The organism is Fictibacillus terranigra, assembly GCF_030412265.1.
Classification (GTDB): Bacteria; Bacillota; Bacilli; order Bacillales; family Fictibacillaceae; genus Fictibacillus_C; species Fictibacillus_C terrinigri.
On record NZ_JAUHLN010000002.1, the window covers coordinates 935,274 to 955,698 of the forward strand.

Consider the following 20,425-nt stretch of genomic DNA (forward strand, 5'->3'; position numbering starts at 1 on the left):
AGGATACCATGAATAAAGTAGGAAGAAACGAACCGTGTCCATGCGGCAGCGGCAAAAAATATAAGAATTGCTGTCTGCGCTCGGTCACAACCGTTCAGATGAACAAAATCGTTGAAATTAGCAGTCATCAGGAAGGTGCAGCCAAGTTTGCCTTTGATCATTTTCACGAAGAAATGGGAAGCCGAACACGTAAATACATAGAACAATACCAGATTGGCAGAGATCAAGAACAAACGTACGCCAATTTGATCGTTTGCTGGTTGATGTTCCAATCTGATATGAAGGACGGCAAATCGCCGATGGAGCTTTATCTTCAAGACCAATTAAAGAAAGAGCAGCCGCAAATTATGGATGTCCTAAAGAGCTGGGAGAAAAGCTCCCCATCTGTTTATAAAATAGATTCTAAAATAAACCGAAATACCTTTTTGTTAAAGGATGTAATGGACGGTAAGGAATACACTGTTGAATTTAATAGCGAAATTCTTCCGCAAGAAGAAATGGCTCTTGTCGGTTTCCTCATCTATACAGGAGAACATTATGAATTTTACATTGATTTTGCCCTGATCCCTCAAGGTGAATGGAATGGCCGCTTACAAGGGATGTTTCCCCAAAAAACAGCTTTGAACACTAACTTCCCTCATGCTTTACAAGCACTTTTGTCAAAACAGGAACAGACTGGGGACAACAGTATTTCTCGACAGGATGATCCAATACTCGCTCACATTAAAGAGAATGCAAAAGAAGAGATAGTCAATGAGGCAGAAAAAATCTGGACATCATGGAACAGTGAACAAAAGCTTGTGATTCGAAAAGAGGAACCATATGCGGCTGCTATTCATTACAGAGTGTGCAAGGATGTCCTGAACATACCTGCTACTCAGTCAGAAATCGCAAGCAAGTATGGGATATCAGCATCCAGTCTTTCATCTAAATACCGCCAGCTTAAAAACCTGGCAGACTAAAAAGAATCTGCTCTTATGCAGGTTCTTTCTATGTGCCCGAATTTGATGATCGGTAAGCTGTGCTGCAAACTTCTATATTTTCATAAGCTTCGGATTCTGAACCTGCAATCGGCCCCCGCTCTAAACGATTCCTGATCATCGGCATCCGTTCACCTCCACTCTTTTACTTCTTATTTTTTGTTGATGCGATCCTTTTTATTCGATAAACCAAAAGCTCTGCTGAAAAAATCAGCAGAGCAGAAGGATGAAGCAATTATTTGGCTTGTTTGTGCAAGGATTCTTCAGTTCCATCCTTGCCTTTACTTCTATTTAAATACCAATACAAAGGTAATCCAATCAGGGTAGCACCTATAGCTGTAAGACTGTCTCTCGGATTATCAATAATCGTTGCGATGACGATGTAGCCAGCCCCTATGATCGCAAACGCTGGAACGAGTGGATACAGAGGAACACTGTACGACCGCTCCTTCTTTTTGTTTCGCTTTCTCAAAAGGAAGACAGCAAAAAAGGCAAAAATGTAAAAGATATATATAGCGAATATCGCCATGGCTGACAGATAATCCGGATTAGACAACAGCATCAGGATAACAGCGAACACGACTTGCAGTCCTGTAGCAGGAATCGGTGTTCCAAACTTCTCGGAAACGGAGGCTAGAAAATGGGATGCCGGCAGCTGTTTCCGTTGAGCCATGGCGTAAGTTACCCGCGGAAATGTTAGGATCTTACCATTCAAACACCCGAAGATAGAAACCGCAATCCCAATGGCAATAAGCTTCCCTCCGACCTGACCGAATAATAGAGTCGCCGCTTTACCTGCTGAGTTCTCGCCAAGGCTTACAATCGTACTTGCCGGCAAAACATGAAGCATCGCGATATTTACAAGCAGATATGCTGCGGTAACAATCAGGATGCCCCCGATGATGGCTTTCGGGAGGATCTTGGCAGGATTTTTCATTTCACCAGCTACAAATCCGACCATGAGCCATCCGTCATACGCCCATAATGTCGCAAGTATAGCGGCTCCCATACTAATCTCACCACCAGTCAACCCGCTGCCTGCAGAAAGAACCTGTTCATTTCCTTTCCAAATCCCAAACACAATAATTAATACAATGGGAAGGAGTTTACCGGCCGTGGCGACATTCTGTACAATTCCTCCATACTTCGTGCCGAAACTGTTAATGACCGCTAAAAAAACGACCGTTATGATTCCGATCCAGGGGCCCGCCTTTTCATTCCATTCGAACAGATTTGCGATTAAAGAACCGAAATACAGCCCAAGGCCCCCAATAATCGCTGGTCCGTAAATCACAGTCTGAACCCAGCCGCTTAAATACCCCCATACTTTTCCGTATACTTCTTCCATATAGACGTAGAGTCCGCCTGTTTTCGGTATTTGAGTGGCCACTTCAGCTATTGTCAGGCCGCCTGCCAAGGTGATCAGCCCGCCCAGCAGCCACGCAAGCAATGCCATACTGGAGCCGCCCGCATACTCAATTACTTTTCCAGGCTTCATAAAAATACCTGATCCGATCACTGTTCCGATTACAATAGACATCGCCACTGAAAGCCCGATGTCTTTTTTGAGACTTGCTTCTGTGTTCACTCTGCTGTCCACTCCCAAACTATTTTTGTCTACTCTAGAAGGACTTCTTGTAAAAACCTTATCATAGCCGGGATGATCTGTCACTACGATCAAAAATAGTAATAGTATTCAAAAAAATACAAATATATTATTAAGGACTTTCCCATGTTTCTTCAGATACCCTTTTTAAAAGCGGTAATTCCCAAATACAACAGCCCGATCAGTCCAAAGAGCGGATAGAGATAGTGCAATAGTGAAGAGTATCCAAAAAGGCTGATTAAATATCCCCCTCCCATCAAAAGGCACAGTATAACGTTGGAGGAAAGCTTGATGTATTGTTTTGCCGGTTCCAGCAGGCCGAATAAATTGCCGATCAAGGTCGTGAAAATTTCGCCATAGACTACGATCAAAAAAAGAAAATGAACAATTGCACCAAGCTTGCTGATGATCTCTGCGACCGGTATTTCATGATGTATGGACTGCGGCACTAAATAAAGAGCAAAATGGCTGTTAAGCAAGATAAAAGTTAATCCCAGGCCTCCAATAAATCCGCCCCATTTAATAACTGTGTCATCCTCTGCTTCACGGCTTAACGGCACGAGAACAGCCTGGGACAGGGTTAAGTTAAACGCGGCATAAGTAAAAGGGCTGAAGAGCCATTTCCAATGCCGGGTAAAATCTTCCGTTCGGATAAGGGGAGCTTCTATAGGTGAAAAAAACATAGATACCGAAATGATGATCGAAAACAGAATCATGACAGGAACGATAACCGAATTCGTCCATAAAATACCGTCCATTCCTTTTTGCATCACTATGAAGCACAGGATGACCGTTAGGATGATCCCTGCATGAAATGGCAGATGAAGCTGTTCTGAGAATAAAGCCCCCGTCCCTGACAGCATGACCGATGTGACCCCAAACAGCATGATAAACATGATAAGATTGATTCCAGTGGCAATCCGGTCCCCAAACAAATACCGGTTTAACGCTTCATAAGTGTCTGCGCCGATTGTTCGTGCAAGCAGCATGATTTTCGTACCCAGATAAATAAACAGGAAACCGCTGATTAAGATCCCCAAAAAACCGGCAGAACCATGAACGGTAAAAAACTCCACAATCTCTCTGCCCGTCGCAAAACCCGCTCCTACAACCGTGCCGATATAAGTGGCAGCAATTTGAATAATCTGTTTACGCCGTATACCCATCATACCCTCCAACTCCGCTCGTCCTTTCTGTTTAAATGTATGCCTGGACGAGGATTTTAGAAGGGCACTGTGGTAGAGCGGAACGCATTCCTTTTAAACATTAAACCCTTTAAGAGGAGATCGGACAACAATAATAAACGTGTCCAGTAAATGTTTCAATTGCATCCCATCGGGAATACGATATCTCCACCAGATTAACGAACTCATTGCTGCGCATATGGTTTCGGTAATCTCCTCAAGTTGCTGTCCATCAATCACCGGTCTTTCAATTTTGGTATTAGCCCAATCGTATGCTCTTAAAGCACAATATGCTGCGGTATAAACCATACCTTGCCATTATTTCATTTTTCCACGGTCTCATATCAAAGAAACCACTCCCTTAATTCCATAATATTACCGAACAAACGTTCTTTAAAACTGGAAAATAAAGAGAGAACCGACCTTATCTGTCGATTCTCCGTATGAAAACCTATCCTTATCCAACTTCCCCTCTATAAAACTAGGTTTTCTTGGAAGTTATTTTCGGCAAATTGAGCATCATACGCGTAATTAATCACTTTAAGCCACAAATCAGGGATATGAGTATACAGGTTTAAAGCCAGAAGTGGTATTCTGGCGTGACACTCATTTGCGAATCACAGGTGAAGCGCCTGTCGATTTGCAGACTATTTTCGACACCCACTGGAACATCGCGGAGCCGGAAAGGATCGAGTGGAAGACAACACAAGATCAAGAAAAGCACCAAAACATTCCAAAATCGCAGATACCGGGCAAGACAGGTGTTTCCGCAGGGTCGGCACAATGGCGTACTGAAATGGGCACGTTAAAGGGCATAGACACTTTCTCAAGGATGGAACCATTGCAGAAAGCGTACATTCAAACGTTAGAAGGCAATCCTGGCATTCCAACGCCGGTCGTCCGGGAGGCCTACTTTATTCTGGTGACACAAGCTACCAAAACCATTGATATCACCACACCTTACTTTGTGCCCGATGAAGATATTATCCTTGCTATAAAGACAGCTGTGGCCCGTGGTGTCCGAGTAAGACTACTGGTTCCTCGCCACGTAGATCAAAAAATCGTGGGTCTTGCAAGCCCCACCTTTTACGGAGAGCTGTTGGAATCCGGGGTTCAAATCTACCTGTACGACAAAGGGTTGTTACACGCGAAGGTCATGATTGTCGATGAGGAGATTGCTGAAGTTGGCGCTGCAAATTACGATATGAGAAGCTTTCGGCTTAATTACGAGGTGTGTGAAGTCGTTTACAGTATCGATGTAGCACGGGATCTCACAGAGCAATTCGAGCTTGATCTTAGTGATTCGTTGCAGTTGACCATGGAGGATTTACAACAGCGCTCTCTTTCACAACGGATAATTCAGCAGGGAGCTCGCCTGCTTTCTCCATTGTTATAAGTAAAATGTAAAAGAAAAAGCAGGGGACCCATTTAATTTACTTTACCCGGTATGTAAGAAAACATGATGCTGCCTTCTCATACGGTTCCCATAGATATTTGAGGATGATCAATAATCTGTCTGTCCATGTTGACCTCTTTTCCCACGGGTTTTATTAAATCCATCCATGCCACGGACATCCACAATTAACGGGGTAGCAACCATAGTTTGCAGGATAACCATAATAATATCCTTTATAATGTCCGGGTGGATGGTGACCAGGGTTAGACCCTGTACTATGATGAGACTGCGTCCCGGAATCAACAAGTTGCTGAATCAGTTGTAATTGCTGTGTTGTAAGTACGTTTCCTGTTGATGGCGCCGTACCCCAATACGGAAATTCCCGTGGAAGGATCATCCCCAGCCCCTGTTGTGGGTTATCAACGTAGTTTGTTATCAAATTATGATTATTCATTGTGTCCTCCTTCAAGGTTTCGCTAATCCTCATCAGTGTATGTGATTTTTGACAAATTGCATTAGGTAAAGCACCAGTTTTGTTAAAGCACTTCATAGAAACAGGGAGTGTTTTTTAATTTGACGAATTCTATATGGTGTTAAATAGATTTTTTCGCAGGGGGAACTGTATGTATCTCATAAAAAGCCACTATTGATTAAGAAGACTTAACTTTATCAGTAGGTCTCATTGTGCAGCCTTAATTATTTTCCAATATCATTCTAACCATCGCTTTTTCAATGCTAAATTTAATAAACAAAAAGATCTGAAAAATTCACACTGGATTGTATTCAATATCAGTGCTCACATTCCTTACTCAGGTCTAAAAATATCTAAATCTTCGTACTGGTGCATCTCCATAATAGAAATACGCTCCCCAAGTCGAGTTACCATTTCGAATGGTCAAAAGACACCAAGGCTCCTTTTTATAAAATTGAAGAACAATAAATAGAGCCCAATCCTAGCTAATTCCTTTACTTGTAAAAGATAAAAACAAATTATATAATTAGATTAGAGAAGGCATAATATAAAAAGAACCCTGATGCGGGAACATCAGAGTTCTACAGCTTCCCGCAAGAAGTGCGGCGGCTCGAATCGAACATGAGAAGAAAAAGTAATCACCCATTAATTCGTCTGGCCAGACAGGGTGGTTACTTTTTTGTGTTTGAGATGATTATTACGATTAAGGTTGCGAATGCTATCATGAGTGTTAAAGCTTCGTAAGTAGTCATCATCGGTTACACCCCCCTTCTTTCGGGGATGCCACCGCCAGCCTTAAAATCAACTTGAAGACCCCATTTTGGCAGGGTTTTAATTACTTTTACATATCCAGCATTACTGACTTTATTATAGTCTCTATTATTAACAATAAAGAATAATACATGATCCTCTGTAACTATAATTTCATTTTTGGATTGTCAACACTAAACTATACAGTTTTTTTAAGGTAAGTGAAAAAAGAGTCGGGATTGCCAGCTAATTATAAATCAATTTCAATGAAAGACAATTCATCCAAATACAAGCTTGCTTTAAAAACAATGAAGGAAAATTATACAGATGAATTAGAAAATATCTACTTCAACAATGGCAAAAAAGTTTCTTTTGACGACTTTAAGCTTTCAAAAAACTACAAGGTACATTCAAATAGGTTGTCTGATGATGAATCAGGACTTGCCCTTAGCGCACTTTCAACTGATGAAAAAGCACTGCTTAATAAATGTTTATAGATTTTAGTAATTATCGATGGCGTAGAAGACAGCATTGAAGCAGGTTTAAGTTTTGATCTAGTTAAATAAATCGGAAGAAGCTGGAATAATTTATTCCAGCTTCTTTTTGGCAATGGTGTATAAACTTTTTGAGGCAGAGTTAAATTGATTACTGTAAAATCTTGAGTCTCCTCTCGACGCTATTGTTTGGACATGTAAGAGGCACCGATCACCGGAAGATCTAAGCTGGAGGGATGAAGGTCATCCTGATAAATTTTGACCGATGCTGGGACCGGGTTCAAGCCAGGACCTTGAGGACCGGTCTGTTCCGGAAGGGCCTTTGTTCCACCCGCAATGCTTAATCGTAACCGATGACCGGCCTCGAAGACATACGACGTTGGCAAAATTTTTATATTATACTTTTCAACTTTGCCAGGTGTAAGCGGTGTCGAGATCGTGCGCGATTTTGCGCGTGAAGCATTAAGGTAGCCGGCTGAAACTTGAGTTGACATACCATTTAGGGCTACATCTGTCACCTGCACAACAAAATCGGAATCGACCGCGTTTGCCTCAGCCCAGAAGGTAAGAGACAATGTCCCCGTTACCTCTATTGGGACAGGCAGGAATCCGGTTGTCCATGTCACGGTTTGCTCTTCATATGGTTTCTGATCAATCTTTAATCGACCTGCTGATGTACTGAGCATCGTTGGAAGAAAAGGGCCGGAAGACGGTGAATAACTGTATGATGTACTGAGTTTCTGCCGATTCGTTCTTTTGATGCTCAGTGAGCCATCGTTCAAGCTATTGATCGTTCCGCTTTTTTCCTTGCTAAGATACAGCCGAGCCATTTTCGTATCAGGGATCGGCCATGCTTTCTCGTATCGATATTGATTCGGCCCTTGCACGTAGATCAGCACACCATCCTCACGATCGATACCATTGTCGATTCCTTTCAAGTAATGGTCGAACCAGAGCACCTGGTAATCAAGGAAATTATACGGAAGAAGCCCCTGTACCGAACCATGTGCACCCGGGCCCATGATGAGTTTTGCCTTACCGCCGGCAGCGCTAAAATCCTTGAAAGCTTGCACGTTTCCAGGCGAGATATAGTCGTTCCATCCGCCCGATATGAGTGCAGCTATGCCGCGATCAGCAATGGCTTCAAGATCTTCCTTTAACGTGGACCGCTCGCGCCACCAATCGTCAAAGTTCCGGTGCTCAATCGCAGAGGAGTATTCCGGCACACCGCGGGCAATTCGCCCGGGTCCAGGCTGCATTCCGCCCGGGTACCATAAATAATTGTAACAATCTCCGCAAGCAACAATCGGACTGATTGCCTTCAAGCTCGGCGGGAGTTCCTTCGCGATCAGCCACTGGTTAATCCCTCTCAGCGACGAACCAATCGTACCGACGTTTCCATCACACCATGACTGGTTCGCCATCCACTCCACCAGATCGTATCCGTCTTCTCCGTACTTGTTGTAAAGATTGCCTGTCCCTTCAGAAGGAGCCGTACCACGCATACTAACATGGAGAGACGCATATCCTCGCTCAGCCAAGTCACGCGGTACCGCATTTTCTGCCGCATAAGGGCTGCCATGACCATAACCGTTTGGATACAGGACACAAGCACTGGGACCGTCAGGCAGATCCGGTACAAAAAGCCTGCCCTTTAAACGAACTCCGTCACGCATGGTGATCGTAACGTCCTCCGTTACAGTGACAGGATAACGCTCAGTTGAAGTTGGCGGCGTTTCTGCTGCTATCACCCAGTTCCGATTTTCCGTGCCTATTCCCTTGGAGTTGTTTATCGATTCCACCCTTGTTGCATGAACCGAATCCCTAGAAAGAACTGATCCCGTTAAAACGGAAAGAAAGAATGCCAAGGCTAAGAGTAGAGATACATATCTTTTTCTACCCATCATAAACTCCTCCTTTTTCATTTGAAAACCTCGTACCCCGTTCACATATACTTAGTTAAAATCACCTCTTTTCGTAGAATAAGGATGAATTACACTTTCATACTATATTTACATAAAATTAACAATTAATTTATTTTATAATAAAAGCGCTTACAAATTTAAGCGACAGAATGCTCATTTTGGCCAAACAGGTATTTTCGTAAACACTCTTTTAATAGAGGCTCGCTCAACGCTCAATCAGAAACCACGGCGCTACCACAATGAGCAATCAGCCAATGAATTGCTGGAGACCGAACGTCAGAATTTATATCCTGCCCCACCACCATTCGATGCGGCACGTGTGGATTATCTAATTACAATTTTAAAAATGACTGCCTACCAAAAAAATAAACCTTGAGAGGCGTTTGCCCATCAAGGTCACATTATTCTACTTCTAGCCTAACGGAAGATATAAGTCAAATGACAGAAACCTAGATGTATTGTTGCATCCATACAGTATACATTGCCTAACAGTCTTACTGTACTCAAAGGTCTCTTCCATTTAATTAAGATGCACTACTACTATCATCACTAGCAGCTTCTCTCTGTGCTTCAAATATTTCCTTTTGCGCCTCAAATTGCTGATTTAGACAAAATAGCTTGCCCTCAAGATGTTCACATAATGCTTTTGAGAACCTGCTTAGACATACAGCATAGTCATCAACTTGTTGTTGGGTAATATTAGGAGTAACATCTTGATGTGAGATGAGATTTCTTAGATTTGTCATATTATTTATTATTGCTTTTAGGTCTATGGGTTGTGGCTCATCAAGCATAGATTCTTCTTTGTCAGTAAATAAAATAATAGTTTCAAAAATATTATCAATTTCTATATTATTAAATAACTTTTCTATTTCCTTTGAGCCATGTTTTCCATAATTAAATTTATTTGGGATAACTAAATTAGGAAAGGTCTCTTCATCTGTCCAAAGTAAGGCAAGTTCTTTAAAAACCTCTACCTTTTTTTATCTTTTTTATCTAGAATAGCTTGTAACTTTGAAACTGTGTGTTTAATCTTCAAGTGTTCAGAAATCATAAGAGTTGTTAAGTTCATTGAATTTATTTCTTCAACATATTCCTCAACTACATCCTCCACAAAGACCTCAAACTTAGCTGTTAGAAGTACTAATGCACTCTTATTTAATGCAGCATACTGTTCTGGTATACTCTGACATTTACTAGCAAATGCAGTCAACAACCCTACTTCTACTAAAGCATTGTTAAAGTTATTAAAACTTTCAAGCTGATATGTCATGGGAGTCTACACCATCATTACCTTATTTAATTCTTCTATCCACTCATTTAATCTGTATTCAATAACTTTTGTATCAGAAGTTGCCTGTGTAATAGCAATGTTGAATTTAGGTTCTTCAAGTTTACGCTTGTACATATCAAATATCTCAACTTTTTTTGCCTTTATTTCCTCAAAGGTATAATGTTCAAAGCTAATCATAATGACATCCATTATTGCTTTATTTAATTTGGAATCAAAACCTTCTTCATCACTTAGTTTTCTAAAAGCTTTATCTCCAAAAACTTCATATACAGATGAAATAACATTATCAAATTTCTGTTTCAATTGAGCTATTTGCTTTAGTGGTAAATCTTGATTAGTTGCAAAGAATGCATTTAAAAATGGTTTTGTAGCACCTTTATAATTTTTTAGCTTTCCGGTTTTAGTATCATAATTATGGGAGAAAGCAAAATATCTTAATATCATTTCACAATCAACCATTCTTTTATGTGGATACTTTAAGCCCAAAATAGCTAAAAACTTTGGATTCTTAGCCATTTCTTTAAGCGCATCATTTAAATTGCCTCTGTATAAGCAGTTTCTTAATTCTTGCTCATTTAGTCTTACTGAACCAGAATTGAGCCTCATAAAAATGTCATATTTAATTTCTGGATGAGAGTCATTAAATATTAAAATCACCCTTAAATTCCCATTGTTTAATACTCTTTTTGCTTTGGGGTTTAATTCTGAATCTCATTCCATTCAATTCACTTAATACTTGTAGCCCACTTAACCTAAAGTTATTATCAAAAAATCTTCTTAGTGCTGTTAGTCTCTGTAAGCCATCTACAATATTCCATCTATTATCTTCTTCCTCTGATGCATATATAACAGGTATAGGAATGTTTAATAAAATTGACTCAATTAACAAAGAGTACAAAACCCATTGTACATAGGCTTCCCACAAATAAATCGGATTGGTTCATTCCCCTCTAAGCAGCTTTTATCCGTTGAGCGATGGCCCTTCCATGCGGAACCACCGGATCACTAAGCCCGACTTTCGTCCCTGCTCGACTTGTAGGTCTCGCAGTCAAGCTCCCTTGTGCCTTTACACTCTGCGAATGATTTCCAACCATTCTGAGGGAACCTTTGGGCGCCTCCGTTACGATTTAGGAGGCGACCGCCCCAGTCAAACTGCCCACCTGACACTGTCTCCGAACCGGATCACGGTTCAAGGTTAGAATTTCAATACAGTCAGGGTAGTATCCCACCGACGCCTCCATCGAAGCTGGCGCTCCGACTTCTCAGGCTCCTACCTATTTTGCTTTCTGAGAAAAAGCGCGGTAAGTAGTCTTTGTTCTCATCTAGAATGTCTCTGAGGATCTTTTCTGCAATCGAAGCACTCTTAACCAATGGATGGGTAGTCAGAGCCATTAGCGCTGAAGAGAAATCTCCGTGAACAGCAGCTTCAACGGCCAACTCTTCATAAGCTTTTACCACCTGAAGCAACCCGCGTATCCTTGCATCAATCTCCGTTGAAAGCTGAATCGGATGGGCTCCTTGTTGATCAATCACACAATTTACTTCAATGGAGGCCGTAGCAGGAAGACAGGCTACAATTCCATTGTTCTGAACATTGACCGTTTGAATATCCTTTTTATTATTGTAAATGGAAGACATGATATTTATTGCAGCCTCTGAGTAGTACGCACCGCCTCTTTGTGCTAGTTCAGGTGGCTTGATGGAAAGGTTAGGGTCTTTATACCGTTCAAATAGTGTCGCTTCGACCTGTTTTACCTCATCCGCTCTCGTTCCCCTTTCCTCCAGTTGGTTCATTTGCTGCTGGAGAATCTCGTCTTTTTTATAATAGTAACGATGATAACCACAAGGAAAGGATCCTAAAGACAGTAGAAAATCACTGTTCCATTCTAGATCGGGGATGTTCTTCATTGTAAAGCCTTGCTTAACTGTTATATCCTCGAGAAAAGATTGCGTCACATCTTGGTTTTTCACCACAATTTTTGTGGTCCAATTCAAATGATTAATACCCACCATCTCAATTTCTACTTCACTTGCATCCACATCAAAAAATGCAGCCAGCTGCTTTCTTGTGTTAATGGGGAGGTTACAAAGCCCAATGGTTTTCACCTTTGCGTATTTATTGACCGCTTCTGTAACCATTCCCGCGGGATTCGTGAAATTGATAAGAAACGCTTCAGGTGAAAATTTTTCGATATCTTTACAGATATCAAGAATAACCGGTATGGTCCGGAGGGCTTTAGCAAATCCGCCTGCACCTGTGGTTTCTTGGCCAATACACTGATATCTCAGAGGAATTCTCTCATCTCTCGATCTTGCTTCTAACATCCCCACTCGAAGTTGAGTGATTACAAAGTCGGCATTGGTTATGGCTTCCTCCCGATTGAGCGTTAACGTAAGGTTGATGGGCACACCGGCCTTTTGAATCATTCTCTTCGCAAGGTTTCCTACGATTTCAAGTTTTTCCTGCCCCTCTTTAATGTCCACTAAATAAAGATCTTGAACAGGAAACTCCTCATACCGCTCAATACAGCCTTCAATCAATTCGGGCGTATATGATGATCCCCCTCCAATCACTGCCACTTTAAGCCCGTTCTTCATAATATCTCCACCCTTTCTCCATTTGGCTTATAACGTCAAGTGTAGTCGGTAACTCTAATTGATCGCGTGCGAGTAAGACAGCTCCAAATACCGGTTGCATTTCAGGAATGATGAGCTCGATGGTATAACCCTCATTCTCGATGGTCTTTTTAATCGAATCAAATACAGCAGGGTTTTTCCCCTTTTGCAGTACACTGCCCGTCAAAATAATGGGAATGGGTGCGGGTAAGCTGCCCAGTCTTTTGATGACGGAGCTTGCTGCCCGGCCTAACTCCTGTCCCATCTGTTTTAAAATCCTTATCGAGAGCTGATCTCCATCCATAGCGGCTTCATGAAGGACAATGGCCAAGTCGCCGGTCACTTTGGTCAATCCATCATCTAAGAACTGATTCCACATCTCTTCCATACTGTTAAACCCAAAATAGTGGGGAATACGCTGAGTTAGAATAGAAGGAATTTCACGGAGTTCCCAGGACCTGATGGCTGATCGAAAAGCTTCGACTGCCAGCGCGTTTCCCCCTACCGCTCCATCTCCATAGAGATAACCGAATCCCCCGGTTTGGACCACCATCCCTTCTTGGTTTCGGCCAGCTGCGTTGGTGCCGCTCCCACACACCAAAACTACCCCTGTATTTGAAGAACTCCCTAGACGTAAGCCTTCCATCGTGTCACACACCAGGTTCCATTTGGGAAACGGCAAGGTTGCGAGTGCTGTTTCAAGCAATCTGATATCTTTTTCACGGTCTGCACCCGCTAAGCCATACTGTACAAAAGAGATGCCGTTATAAGTGATGTCAGCTTCCTTCATCGCATGTGAAATCGCTTCTCGTATGTTCGTTAACGCTTGAGTAATTCCATTGACTTGATAATTGGAACAACCAGAATGACCCTTCCCTAGGATTTTTCCGTTCTGATCCACGATGACGGCCTGTGTTTTGCTTCCCCCTCCATCGACACCCATCACAATCGTTTTCATTATTCTTTTACACCCCCACCCGCGAGGCCTCCAACAATGTACTTATAAAGGAATACCGAGACCAAAACCGGAGGCAGAGAGGCAATGAATCCACCAGCTGTCATTAGTCCCCAATTAATGCTGTGTTTACCAATGAATTCACGAATGGCGATCGGCAGCGTCTTCGAGTCAAAAGATTGTGTAAAGGCACTGGCAAACATGAACTCATCCCACGCTAACAGCAAGGTGAATATTGCGGTCGCTGCAATTCCTGGCATGGCTAGAGGAACAATAATTCTAAATAAGGTGCCCATTCGCGAGCACCCATCAATGATGGCTGCCTCCTCCAGTGCTTTCGGGATGGTTTGGAAGTAACCCGTCATGATCCAAATGGCAAACGGAAGAGAGAAAGTGGTATAAGAAATTATTAACGACCAAACGGTATCCAGTAGCGGCGGCGTCTGGAACACTACAAAGCTAGTAAAAGGAATGGTGATAGATATCCCATTTCTCATCATGACATAGAGCGGAGCGATTATGGAGATGGATGGTAAGAGCTGCATAGCCAGCACCGTAAACAAAGCGGAGTTACGAAACGGAAACTTGACCTTGGAGAAGGCATAAGATGCAAAGATAGCCAAAAACAAGGTGAAGATGGTCGTGCCCAATGAAACGATCACACTGTTTTTCATCGCTGCGATAAACTCACCCGCGCCATTGCCCGTAAAAAGTTTGTAATAGTTTTCTAACGTTGGAGAGTGAGGGATTAAATGTCCGCTAAGAAGCTCTTCGGTTTTACTGATGGAAGACGTAAACAGATAAACAAAGGGCGCCAATGTGAAAATAGCCAGTAAGATCAAACCACTCCACAAGTAAAAGGGAGGAATGAGATCCGTGCTCTTTGTCTTAAACAATTTTGACTTTAATTTGACGGCAGGCTTCACTTCGTTCCGGATTGTACTCTGCTCAATCGTTGGTTCGAACATGCTTATCCCTCCTTTTAAACCTCATGAGAATTCTTCTTTAACAATCGAATATATAAGACAATAAATACTAAAATGATGGCGGTAGAGACCCAAGCCATCGCGGAAGCTTCTCCCAGGTAAAAGTAACGAAAAGCCTTGTTGAACGTCAGGTATGAAATGGATGTGGTAGGATCACCCGTGAAAACAGTTAGGATATCATACACACGAAAAGCAGCAATCGTACGAAGGACGACGGCAATCATCAGGATGGGAAACAACTGAGGAATGGTTACATACCAAAGCTTTTTCCAAAACCCTGCTCCATCCATCATCGCTGCTTCATAAAGAGACGATGGAATCGCCTGTAGGCCCGCCAATAATAATAGCGTCATAAAAGGAGTCATTTTCCACACATCCGCTACTACAACGGAATTGATAATATTATGAGCATCTGCCAGCCAGAGTGGGTTCTCACTCGCGCTAAGCACATGTATTTTTTTCAGAATGATGGTAAACGATCCATTTCCCGGCTGAAAAATCCATTTCCACAGCAGGCCGTTTACCAATGTCAGCATCGCCCAAGGAATGATGATGATCATCCGAAAAAATACCCTTCCCCGGAACATTTGATTTAACAATAATGCACTGAATAAGCCCAGTACTAATTCGGCCACCGTTGAAATCACTGTAAAGTAGCCGGTAAAATACGTCGCGGTCCAAAAATCATGATTCTTAAATAATGCGATAAAATTACCGAAACCCACAAATACCACATCAGATCCATCCAGCATGTGGTACTTGTACATACTCCAGACCAGCGATTGGTAAATGGGGAACAAAAAGGTCTTAAAGAGTATATAGAAGGTGGGCAACAGTAAGACAACAGCAAAAAGTAAATCTTTTCTCTGTTTTCTGCCCATGAATCTCGGATTCACTATCTTTCCAATCGATCTTCCCATCGCGAGCCTCCTGAGAAAGAAGAAGCGGTTAGACGATAACCGCTTCCCGTTTTTTATTTTGCCTCTTCAATCGCTTTCTCAATACTTTTTGCAGCGGTGTTCAACGCATCTTCCGGTGATTTTTTGCCTAAGAGCGCTTCATGGATTTCAGCGGATAAAATGTCAGCCCACTCCACGTAACCCGGAGCGTTGGGACGATTTTGTCCATATTGAAATTGCTTCATGATCTTATCTACGGTCTTGGTTTTGTCAGCTGCTTTAAGGTCAGGGTCATCGTATAACCCTTCTAAGGTCGGATACATACCATCTTCCTCAAACATTGGGAGTTGGAAGTTCTTTGTGCTCATCCATTTTAAGAATTGGAGTGCTGCTTGTTTATGCTTACTATCTTTCATTAAGGATATGCCTTCGGATCCTGTTACTGCGGCTGATTCTACGTCTCCGTTTCCTGGCATTAGCCCTACATCCGTTTTATTAATCACTTTGGATTTGGATGGATCATTCAAATCCGGATACATTCCTTCCCAGTTCGTCATCATGGCAATTTTTCCAGTGGCAAAGGCGTTTTTGACATCATCCTCACTCCACTGCATACTCGCTGGGTCCACGGTTTTATCCTTTTGAGTCAGGTCGACCATAAATTGAAGCGCTTTCAATCCTCCGCCTTTATTAAAAACCGGAGTTCCGTTCTCATCAAAGAACTTGCCGCCAAAGCCATACACTAAGCTGACGAAGTCACAGTTCAATCCCTCAGCTTGTTTCCAAGACCATGCGGAACCATATACCCCGTTCTTCGTAAGTTTTTTAGACATCTCCCTGAACTCTTCCCATGTTTTTGGAGGCGCATTGTACCCGGCTTTCGCAAGAAGTTCTTTGTTCCAATAGAAGTGTTTGGTGCTTGAGAAAAACGGCACAGCGACCAGGTGATCCTTGTACATGACAGAACTTAAAGACGATTGAGTGTATTTCTTTTGAACATCTTTAGGTACAGAATCGGCTAGATCATACGCTATGTTCCCTTCCATGAACTGACCTGCCCAAATGGTATCCATTTCAGCCAAATCGATATCTGCAGAATTGGAAAGTACCGCAGTCGTAATTTTGTTATAGAGTGAATTATAATCCACCGCAATCTCTTTCACTTTGATTCCCGTGTCTTTTGTAAATTCTTTTAGTATCTTTCCTCGAGGGCCGTTTTCACCGTCTGTGTTGACCCACAATAAAGTGATCTCTTCCCCTTTCAGGTCTTTCTTGTTATTCCAGCTCAGCTTTTCATCTTTCGCTTCACCTTTCTCTCCACTCGTTGGTGGTGCTGCATTACATCCGGTCAGCAAGATAAAAACCAAGAATATTAGAAACAGAACTTTGCCTCTTTTCAATATAGACCCTCCCTTTATGTTTAATCCTTACTCTTTCGTGGTTACTTTGGACAAAAGTGTGGCTTGTCCGAGAAACAAGCCTTTCTTCTGACTCAAGGCGGCGGTGGCCATCTGGGCCGCATAGCAATAAATCAAAGGGCTAACCCATTCATCAATGGACTTCAGCTGAATGGACAATACCATAGGATGAGTCAATACCTGATCTGAAACGTAAACCACCTTGCCTCCGAGTTCTGCCATTTCCATTGCAAAATTATGATTTTGTGAGGTTGTCGTTCCTTTTGGATTAAATAGAATGCACTGAAATGAATCTGCCAGCAACTCAAACGGTCCGTGGCGGAACTGTCCAAGGGATAAAGATTCTGTATGCATTCTAGCAGCTTCCTTTAACAAAAGAGCTCCAAGATCAGAGGTAATGACACTCGGACCGCGCCCCAGCAAAAACAGTGGCTGGTCAAAAGACAGAAAGCTTTCTATCTGATTCTTAATCTCTTGTTCATTAATGGCGGCCTCCAATCCAGAGACTGCTTGGACTAACGCGTCTTCTAAGGGTTCATTCGCCCATTGAGAGCACAATTGAAGCAATAGTCCTGCTGTTGAGGTAAAGGTTTTTGTCGCAGCAATGGCTTCCTCCTTTCCTGCTAAGGTATAAAAAACTTGTGATGCCTTTGAGGTAAGGGTACTTTGTGGTGTGTTCGTAATCGCAGTATATTCTTTAAGTTGAGCGGCTAATTGGCAAGCTTCAAAGGATTCTCCGCTTTGTGAAACAATGATTGTTTGATAGTGTTGCAACATCGGCAGTTGATAATGAAGGAGCTCAGAGGTGTCCAGGGCTAGTGCTGGATAACCTTTAGCATTTAAATAAAGGGCGGCCAACTGACCGGCTGCTAATGAGCTGCCCATGCCCGTAAAAAGCAAAGGGCGATTGAGATCCAAGGACAAATGATTGCCCCTGTTGGATTCGAGGGTATCTTTTAAAGCTTGAGGCTGTTCAGCTACCTCTTTCATAAACACATTCAATGATTTCTCCTCCTGCCTTAAACCGTTATATTTTTGCCCCTAAATTGAGGGAGGTGTTCTTTATGGGCTTCAAGGTAGTCATCCATCATCGCCTTGGCTGACGTGAACGATGGAACGAGAGGATGAGCGGTTAAAGCATTCACACCCGCTTGATAATCTCCGTTTACAGCAGCTTCAACGGCTAACCGTTCATACGTTTTCACCGGATGGATCAAAGAAAGAGCAAAATCCGGCACTTCACCAATATTTAGTGGAAAGTATCCATTTTTATTCACGAGACAGGGCACCTCCACCACATCCTCTTTATGAAGCTGAGCAATGGTACCATTGTTTGGAACGTTTAACGTTAAGACTTGCTGTTTGTTGTTCGCAATACTGCGGATTATGTTTAAGGCCAGACCTTCATATCCTTCTTCTTCAAACGATAGTTCAACGGTTTCTTCTTCCTCGTGAACATCATGCACTTGTCCGGTCGTTTCCCTAGACATGTAGGTGCTGCCCCGTGCATCAAGCGTTTGTTTATAGTCGTCCCATGCTTCCTCCATTCGTCCCTGTTGAACGAGTTCTGAAACTCTTTGAAGAAGTGGGCGATTTAACTGTACGATTTGCTGTCCTCTCGTCTGATCGGATTGCAAAATGTTATTTACTGCTTGATCTGAATAGTAGAAGTAATACAGATATTCGTTGGGAAGCATCCCCATGTTTCGAATTAATTCGGGTTCGAAAAAGCGGAAAGTATGTGAAATGCGAGAGAGGTGTTCATAATTATCAAGGATTTCCGGGAGACGATCTACTCCCTTGTCATAAACAGAAGGTACCCATCCGAGATGGTTCAATCCAAAGTAAGTGACTTGCAGGTCGGTATGCGGCACCTTTAAAAACTTACATAATGAGTTTTTAATTCCAGCGTGAGCATCGCAAATTCCAATCACTTTTTTGTGAGCGCCATATGTAGTAAGTGCCTGTGTCATCAGCCCTGCAGGGTTGGTAAAGTTCAGCAGCCAGGCATCTGGTGCTTCCTCACTGATAATCTTGGAGTATTCCAGCATGACCGGGATCGTTCGTAATCCCATAGCAAACCCGCCGGGACCGGTAGTTTCCTGTCCTAACACTCCGTATTTAAGGGCAATTTGTTCATCCATAACCCTACCTTCTTCTTGCCCCACACGGATGGCAGAAAAGATGAAATCTGCGCCTCGTACGGCTTTACGGATATCCGTTGTAAACGCTAGTTTAAAAGCACCCTGATGTTTCTCTACCAAAAAACGAGAAATGTTCCCCATGATTGAAAGTCGTTCTTCATCTACATCAAAGAGAGTGACTTCCTTGAATGCAAGATCTTTATGGTTAAACAATCCTTCGATCAATAACGGGGTTCGCATCCCCGCACCGCCTAAAATAGTCAGTTTCATGATTCATTCCTCCTGTTTTATTTTATGGGCTCAAAAAATTCCTGTTGTACTTGTTGCCAGGTTGGGCTGCTGGTGGTTCCTCCTAAACTTTGCACTGAACAGCTTCCACAGTAATTCCCCAGTTTAACTGAATCCTCTAAAGGCCATTCCTTTAGAATTCCAGTTAGCAGACCGGCAGAGAAAACATCACCTGCCCCAGTTGTATCAACAGCACTGCATGGATATCCCTGGATCTTTTTCGTGGTGTTACGATGTCTTATCATTGCGCCGTCTCCCCCCAACTTAATGACTACAGGGGCAGCGTATTTGCTTAATTTCTCAATGGCTTCATGGGGATCCCATATACCGGTTATCATTTCTGCCTCTTTTTGATTGGGGGTAAAAATATCCGCCATTTTAATTGATTCGTCTAATTGGGGTTCGTAAGCCATTCCTCATCCCAACCGACATCTAAAGAGATATACATGCCTTTTTTCTTTGCTGCTTCAATGACAGCTCTATTTTCCTTGCCCGCCCACGTATGTAATACTTTCGCATCTGTCTTTTGAATCACCGTACACGCATACTCTGCTAGGTTTAATTTTTCCACGTTATCCTGATAGGAAAGAAACGACCGGTCTCCTCCATAATTGATGGCTACCGACAAACAACGCAGTGGTTCATCGACTTCTAACATGAGAGAAGTCGATACTCCCTCAGCCTCTAAGCTTTCTTTCATAAAATGGCTTAAAAAATCATTACCGATAGGGGAGATCACAGCTACTTTCATTCCTAACCTTGATAATGCAACCGCAGTGTTGTAAGCCGCTCCGCATGTGAATTCAAACGACCCGCAGTATACTTCCTCTCCTGGTTTGGGGAGTTTTGGAATGGATGAAAAAATGATATCGGTTGAAATGATTCCTTGAACCAGAACATCATAAGTCATGAAATATCCCCCTTCCTTTTATTTGTCTTATTGTTACTACAAATCTATTTCATTTCTCAATCGTTGTCAATTTAATTTTCTAAATTTTTTGAATAAAAACAAAAGCGG

The 20,425-nt window shown here is 42.4% G+C and carries 19 protein-coding genes, 3 pseudogenes and 1 other annotated feature; of the genes and pseudogenes, 4 read left to right on the plus strand and 18 right to left on the minus strand.

Going from position 1 to position 20,425, the window contains the following annotated elements; all coding sequences use genetic code 11:
• The first annotated feature begins 8 nt into the window (after positions 1 to 8).
• The gene (locus tag QYF49_RS12695) at positions 9 to 962 is read left to right on the plus strand and encodes a YecA family protein (RefSeq protein WP_290399952.1); all 954 of its coding nucleotides are present in this window, start codon (positions 9 to 11) and stop codon (positions 960 to 962) included.
• A gap of 253 nt (positions 963 to 1,215) precedes the next feature.
• Here the strand turns inward: QYF49_RS12695 and QYF49_RS12700 are convergent, their stop codons facing one another.
• Both QYF49_RS12700 and QYF49_RS12705 read right to left on the minus strand, forming a co-directional pair.
• Complete coding sequence (locus tag QYF49_RS12700; protein ID WP_290399953.1) at positions 1,216 to 2,568, minus strand: APC family permease; 1,353 nt, start codon at positions 2,566 to 2,568, stop codon at positions 1,216 to 1,218.
• Positions 2,569 to 2,720: 152 nt separating this feature from the next.
• Complete coding sequence (locus tag QYF49_RS12705) at positions 2,721 to 3,755, minus strand: YkvI family membrane protein (RefSeq protein ID WP_290399954.1); 1,035 nt, start codon at positions 3,753 to 3,755, stop codon at positions 2,721 to 2,723.
• A gap of 565 nt (positions 3,756 to 4,320) precedes the next feature.
• Here QYF49_RS12705 and QYF49_RS26010 point away from each other — a divergent pair.
• A pseudogene (locus QYF49_RS26010) lies at positions 4,321 to 4,473 on the plus strand (phospholipase D-like domain-containing protein); the annotation flags it as partial.
• Between the two features lie 90 nt (positions 4,474 to 4,563).
• Positions 4,564 to 5,166: pseudogene (locus tag QYF49_RS12710) on the plus strand (phospholipase D-like domain-containing protein); the annotation flags it as partial.
• Positions 5,167 to 5,320: 154 nt separating this feature from the next.
• On the opposite strand, the gene QYF49_RS12715 reads toward QYF49_RS12710, so the two are convergent.
• Positions 5,321 to 5,620, minus strand: coding sequence for a hypothetical protein (locus QYF49_RS12715; RefSeq protein WP_290399956.1), 300 nt, complete (start codon positions 5,618 to 5,620; stop codon positions 5,321 to 5,323).
• Between the two features lie 689 nt (positions 5,621 to 6,309).
• Positions 6,310 to 6,393 (minus strand): putative holin-like toxin, encoded by an 84-nt coding sequence (locus QYF49_RS25755; RefSeq protein ID WP_354005837.1) that lies wholly within the window; start codon positions 6,391 to 6,393, stop codon positions 6,310 to 6,312.
• Between the two features lie 234 nt (positions 6,394 to 6,627).
• Between QYF49_RS25755 and QYF49_RS12720 the strand changes: the two genes are divergently transcribed.
• Positions 6,628 to 6,885, plus strand: coding sequence for a hypothetical protein (locus QYF49_RS12720; protein WP_290399957.1), 258 nt, complete (start codon positions 6,628 to 6,630; stop codon positions 6,883 to 6,885).
• 179 nt (positions 6,886 to 7,064) lie between these two features.
• On the opposite strand, the gene QYF49_RS12725 is transcribed toward QYF49_RS12720, so the two are convergent.
• The 14 genes and pseudogenes from QYF49_RS12725 to QYF49_RS12785 all read right to left on the minus strand — a co-directional run bounded on the left by QYF49_RS12725 (position 7,065) and on the right by QYF49_RS12785 (position 20,317).
• Positions 7,065 to 8,789, minus strand: coding sequence for a CocE/NonD family hydrolase (locus QYF49_RS12725; protein WP_290399958.1), 1,725 nt, complete (start codon positions 8,787 to 8,789; stop codon positions 7,065 to 7,067).
• Positions 8,790 to 9,331: 542 nt separating this feature from the next.
• The gene (locus QYF49_RS12730) at positions 9,332 to 9,601 is read right to left on the minus strand and encodes a hypothetical protein (RefSeq protein WP_354005824.1); all 270 of its coding nucleotides are present in this window, start codon (positions 9,599 to 9,601) and stop codon (positions 9,332 to 9,334) included.
• Between the two features lie 179 nt (positions 9,602 to 9,780).
• Complete coding sequence (locus tag QYF49_RS12735; RefSeq protein WP_290399959.1) at positions 9,781 to 10,080, minus strand: HEPN domain-containing protein; 300 nt, start codon at positions 10,078 to 10,080, stop codon at positions 9,781 to 9,783.
• A gap of 6 nt (positions 10,081 to 10,086) precedes the next feature.
• Complete coding sequence (locus tag QYF49_RS12740; protein ID WP_290399960.1) at positions 10,087 to 10,758, minus strand: hypothetical protein; 672 nt, start codon at positions 10,756 to 10,758, stop codon at positions 10,087 to 10,089.
• Positions 10,742 to 11,026: a DUF262 domain-containing protein gene (locus QYF49_RS25760; protein ID WP_354005825.1), complete on the minus strand. Its 285-nt coding sequence runs from the start codon at positions 11,024 to 11,026 to the stop codon at positions 10,742 to 10,744. The genes QYF49_RS12740 and QYF49_RS25760 overlap by 17 nt, the downstream gene beginning before the upstream one ends.
• Before the next feature lie 35 nt (positions 11,027 to 11,061).
• Positions 11,062 to 11,406 (minus strand) — a sequence feature (23S ribosomal RNA rRNA prediction is too short).
• Between the two features lie 72 nt (positions 11,407 to 11,478).
• Positions 11,479 to 12,699: pseudogene (locus tag QYF49_RS12745) on the minus strand (6-phospho-beta-glucosidase); the annotation flags it as partial.
• Complete coding sequence (locus QYF49_RS12750; RefSeq protein ID WP_290399961.1) at positions 12,683 to 13,675, minus strand: N-acetylglucosamine kinase; 993 nt, start codon at positions 13,673 to 13,675, stop codon at positions 12,683 to 12,685. The pseudogene QYF49_RS12745 and the gene QYF49_RS12750, both read right to left, overlap by 17 nt.
• On the minus strand, positions 13,675 to 14,640 hold the full coding sequence (locus QYF49_RS12755; RefSeq protein WP_290399962.1) for a carbohydrate ABC transporter permease: 966 nt from the start codon (positions 14,638 to 14,640) through the stop codon (positions 13,675 to 13,677). Before QYF49_RS12755 ends, QYF49_RS12750 begins: the two co-directional genes overlap by 1 nt.
• A 14-nt stretch (positions 14,641 to 14,654) precedes the next feature.
• Positions 14,655 to 15,578 carry a carbohydrate ABC transporter permease gene (locus QYF49_RS12760; RefSeq protein WP_290399963.1) on the minus strand — a complete coding sequence of 308 codons (924 nt, stop codon included), beginning with the start codon at positions 15,576 to 15,578 and terminating at the stop codon, positions 14,655 to 14,657.
• Between the two features lie 53 nt (positions 15,579 to 15,631).
• Positions 15,632 to 16,957 carry an extracellular solute-binding protein gene (locus QYF49_RS12765; RefSeq protein WP_290399964.1) on the minus strand — a complete coding sequence of 442 codons (1,326 nt, stop codon included), beginning with the start codon at positions 16,955 to 16,957 and terminating at the stop codon, positions 15,632 to 15,634.
• Between the two features lie 27 nt (positions 16,958 to 16,984).
• Positions 16,985 to 17,971: an SIS domain-containing protein gene (locus QYF49_RS12770; protein ID WP_290400442.1), complete on the minus strand. Its 987-nt coding sequence runs from the start codon at positions 17,969 to 17,971 to the stop codon at positions 16,985 to 16,987.
• 23 nt (positions 17,972 to 17,994) lie between these two features.
• Entirely contained in the window at positions 17,995 to 19,389 is a 1,395-nt protein-coding gene (locus tag QYF49_RS12775) for a 6-phospho-beta-glucosidase (protein ID WP_290399965.1), read from the minus strand.
• A gap of 17 nt (positions 19,390 to 19,406) precedes the next feature.
• A complete protein-coding gene (locus QYF49_RS12780; protein WP_290399966.1) occupies positions 19,407 to 19,820 on the minus strand; it encodes a carbohydrate kinase family protein in 414 nt (137 codons plus the stop codon).
• Complete coding sequence (locus QYF49_RS12785) at positions 19,799 to 20,317, minus strand: carbohydrate kinase family protein (protein WP_290399967.1); 519 nt, start codon at positions 20,315 to 20,317, stop codon at positions 19,799 to 19,801. Before QYF49_RS12785 ends, QYF49_RS12780 begins: the two co-directional genes overlap by 22 nt.
• Positions 20,318 to 20,425: the final 108 nt, after the last annotated feature.

Excerpts from the sequence above, each read along its gene's own strand:
- QYF49_RS12695 (WP_290399952.1), top strand. The coding sequence starts at position 9 with ATGAATAAAGTAGGAAGAAACGAACCGTGTCCATGCGGCAGCGGCAAA.
- QYF49_RS12705 (WP_290399954.1), bottom strand. The coding sequence starts at position 3,755 with ATGATGGGTATACGGCGTAAACAGATTATTCAAATTGCTGCCACTTAT.
- QYF49_RS12715 (WP_290399956.1), bottom strand. The coding sequence starts at position 5,620 with ATGAATAATCATAATTTGATAACAAACTACGTTGATAACCCACAACAG.
- QYF49_RS25755 (WP_354005837.1), bottom strand. The coding sequence starts at position 6,393 with ATGATGACTACTTACGAAGCTTTAACACTCATGATAGCATTCGCAACC.
- QYF49_RS12725 (WP_290399958.1), bottom strand. The coding sequence starts at position 8,789 with ATGATGGGTAGAAAAAGATATGTATCTCTACTCTTAGCCTTGGCATTC.
- QYF49_RS12730 (WP_354005824.1), bottom strand. The coding sequence starts at position 9,601 with ATGCTTGATGAGCCACAACCCATAGACCTAAAAGCAATAATAAATAAT.
- QYF49_RS12735 (WP_290399959.1), bottom strand. The coding sequence starts at position 10,080 with ATGACATATCAGCTTGAAAGTTTTAATAACTTTAACAATGCTTTAGTA.
- QYF49_RS12750 (WP_290399961.1), bottom strand. The coding sequence starts at position 13,675 with ATGAAAACGATTGTGATGGGTGTCGATGGAGGGGGAAGCAAAACACAG.
- QYF49_RS12755 (WP_290399962.1), bottom strand. The coding sequence starts at position 14,640 with ATGTTCGAACCAACGATTGAGCAGAGTACAATCCGGAACGAAGTGAAG.
- QYF49_RS12760 (WP_290399963.1), bottom strand. The coding sequence starts at position 15,578 with ATGGGAAGATCGATTGGAAAGATAGTGAATCCGAGATTCATGGGCAGA.
- QYF49_RS12775 (WP_290399965.1), bottom strand. The coding sequence starts at position 19,389 with ATGAAACTGACTATTTTAGGCGGTGCGGGGATGCGAACCCCGTTATTG.
- QYF49_RS12780 (WP_290399966.1), bottom strand. The coding sequence starts at position 19,820 with ATGGCTTACGAACCCCAATTAGACGAATCAATTAAAATGGCGGATATT.
- QYF49_RS12785 (WP_290399967.1), bottom strand. The coding sequence starts at position 20,317 with ATGACTTATGATGTTCTGGTTCAAGGAATCATTTCAACCGATATCATT.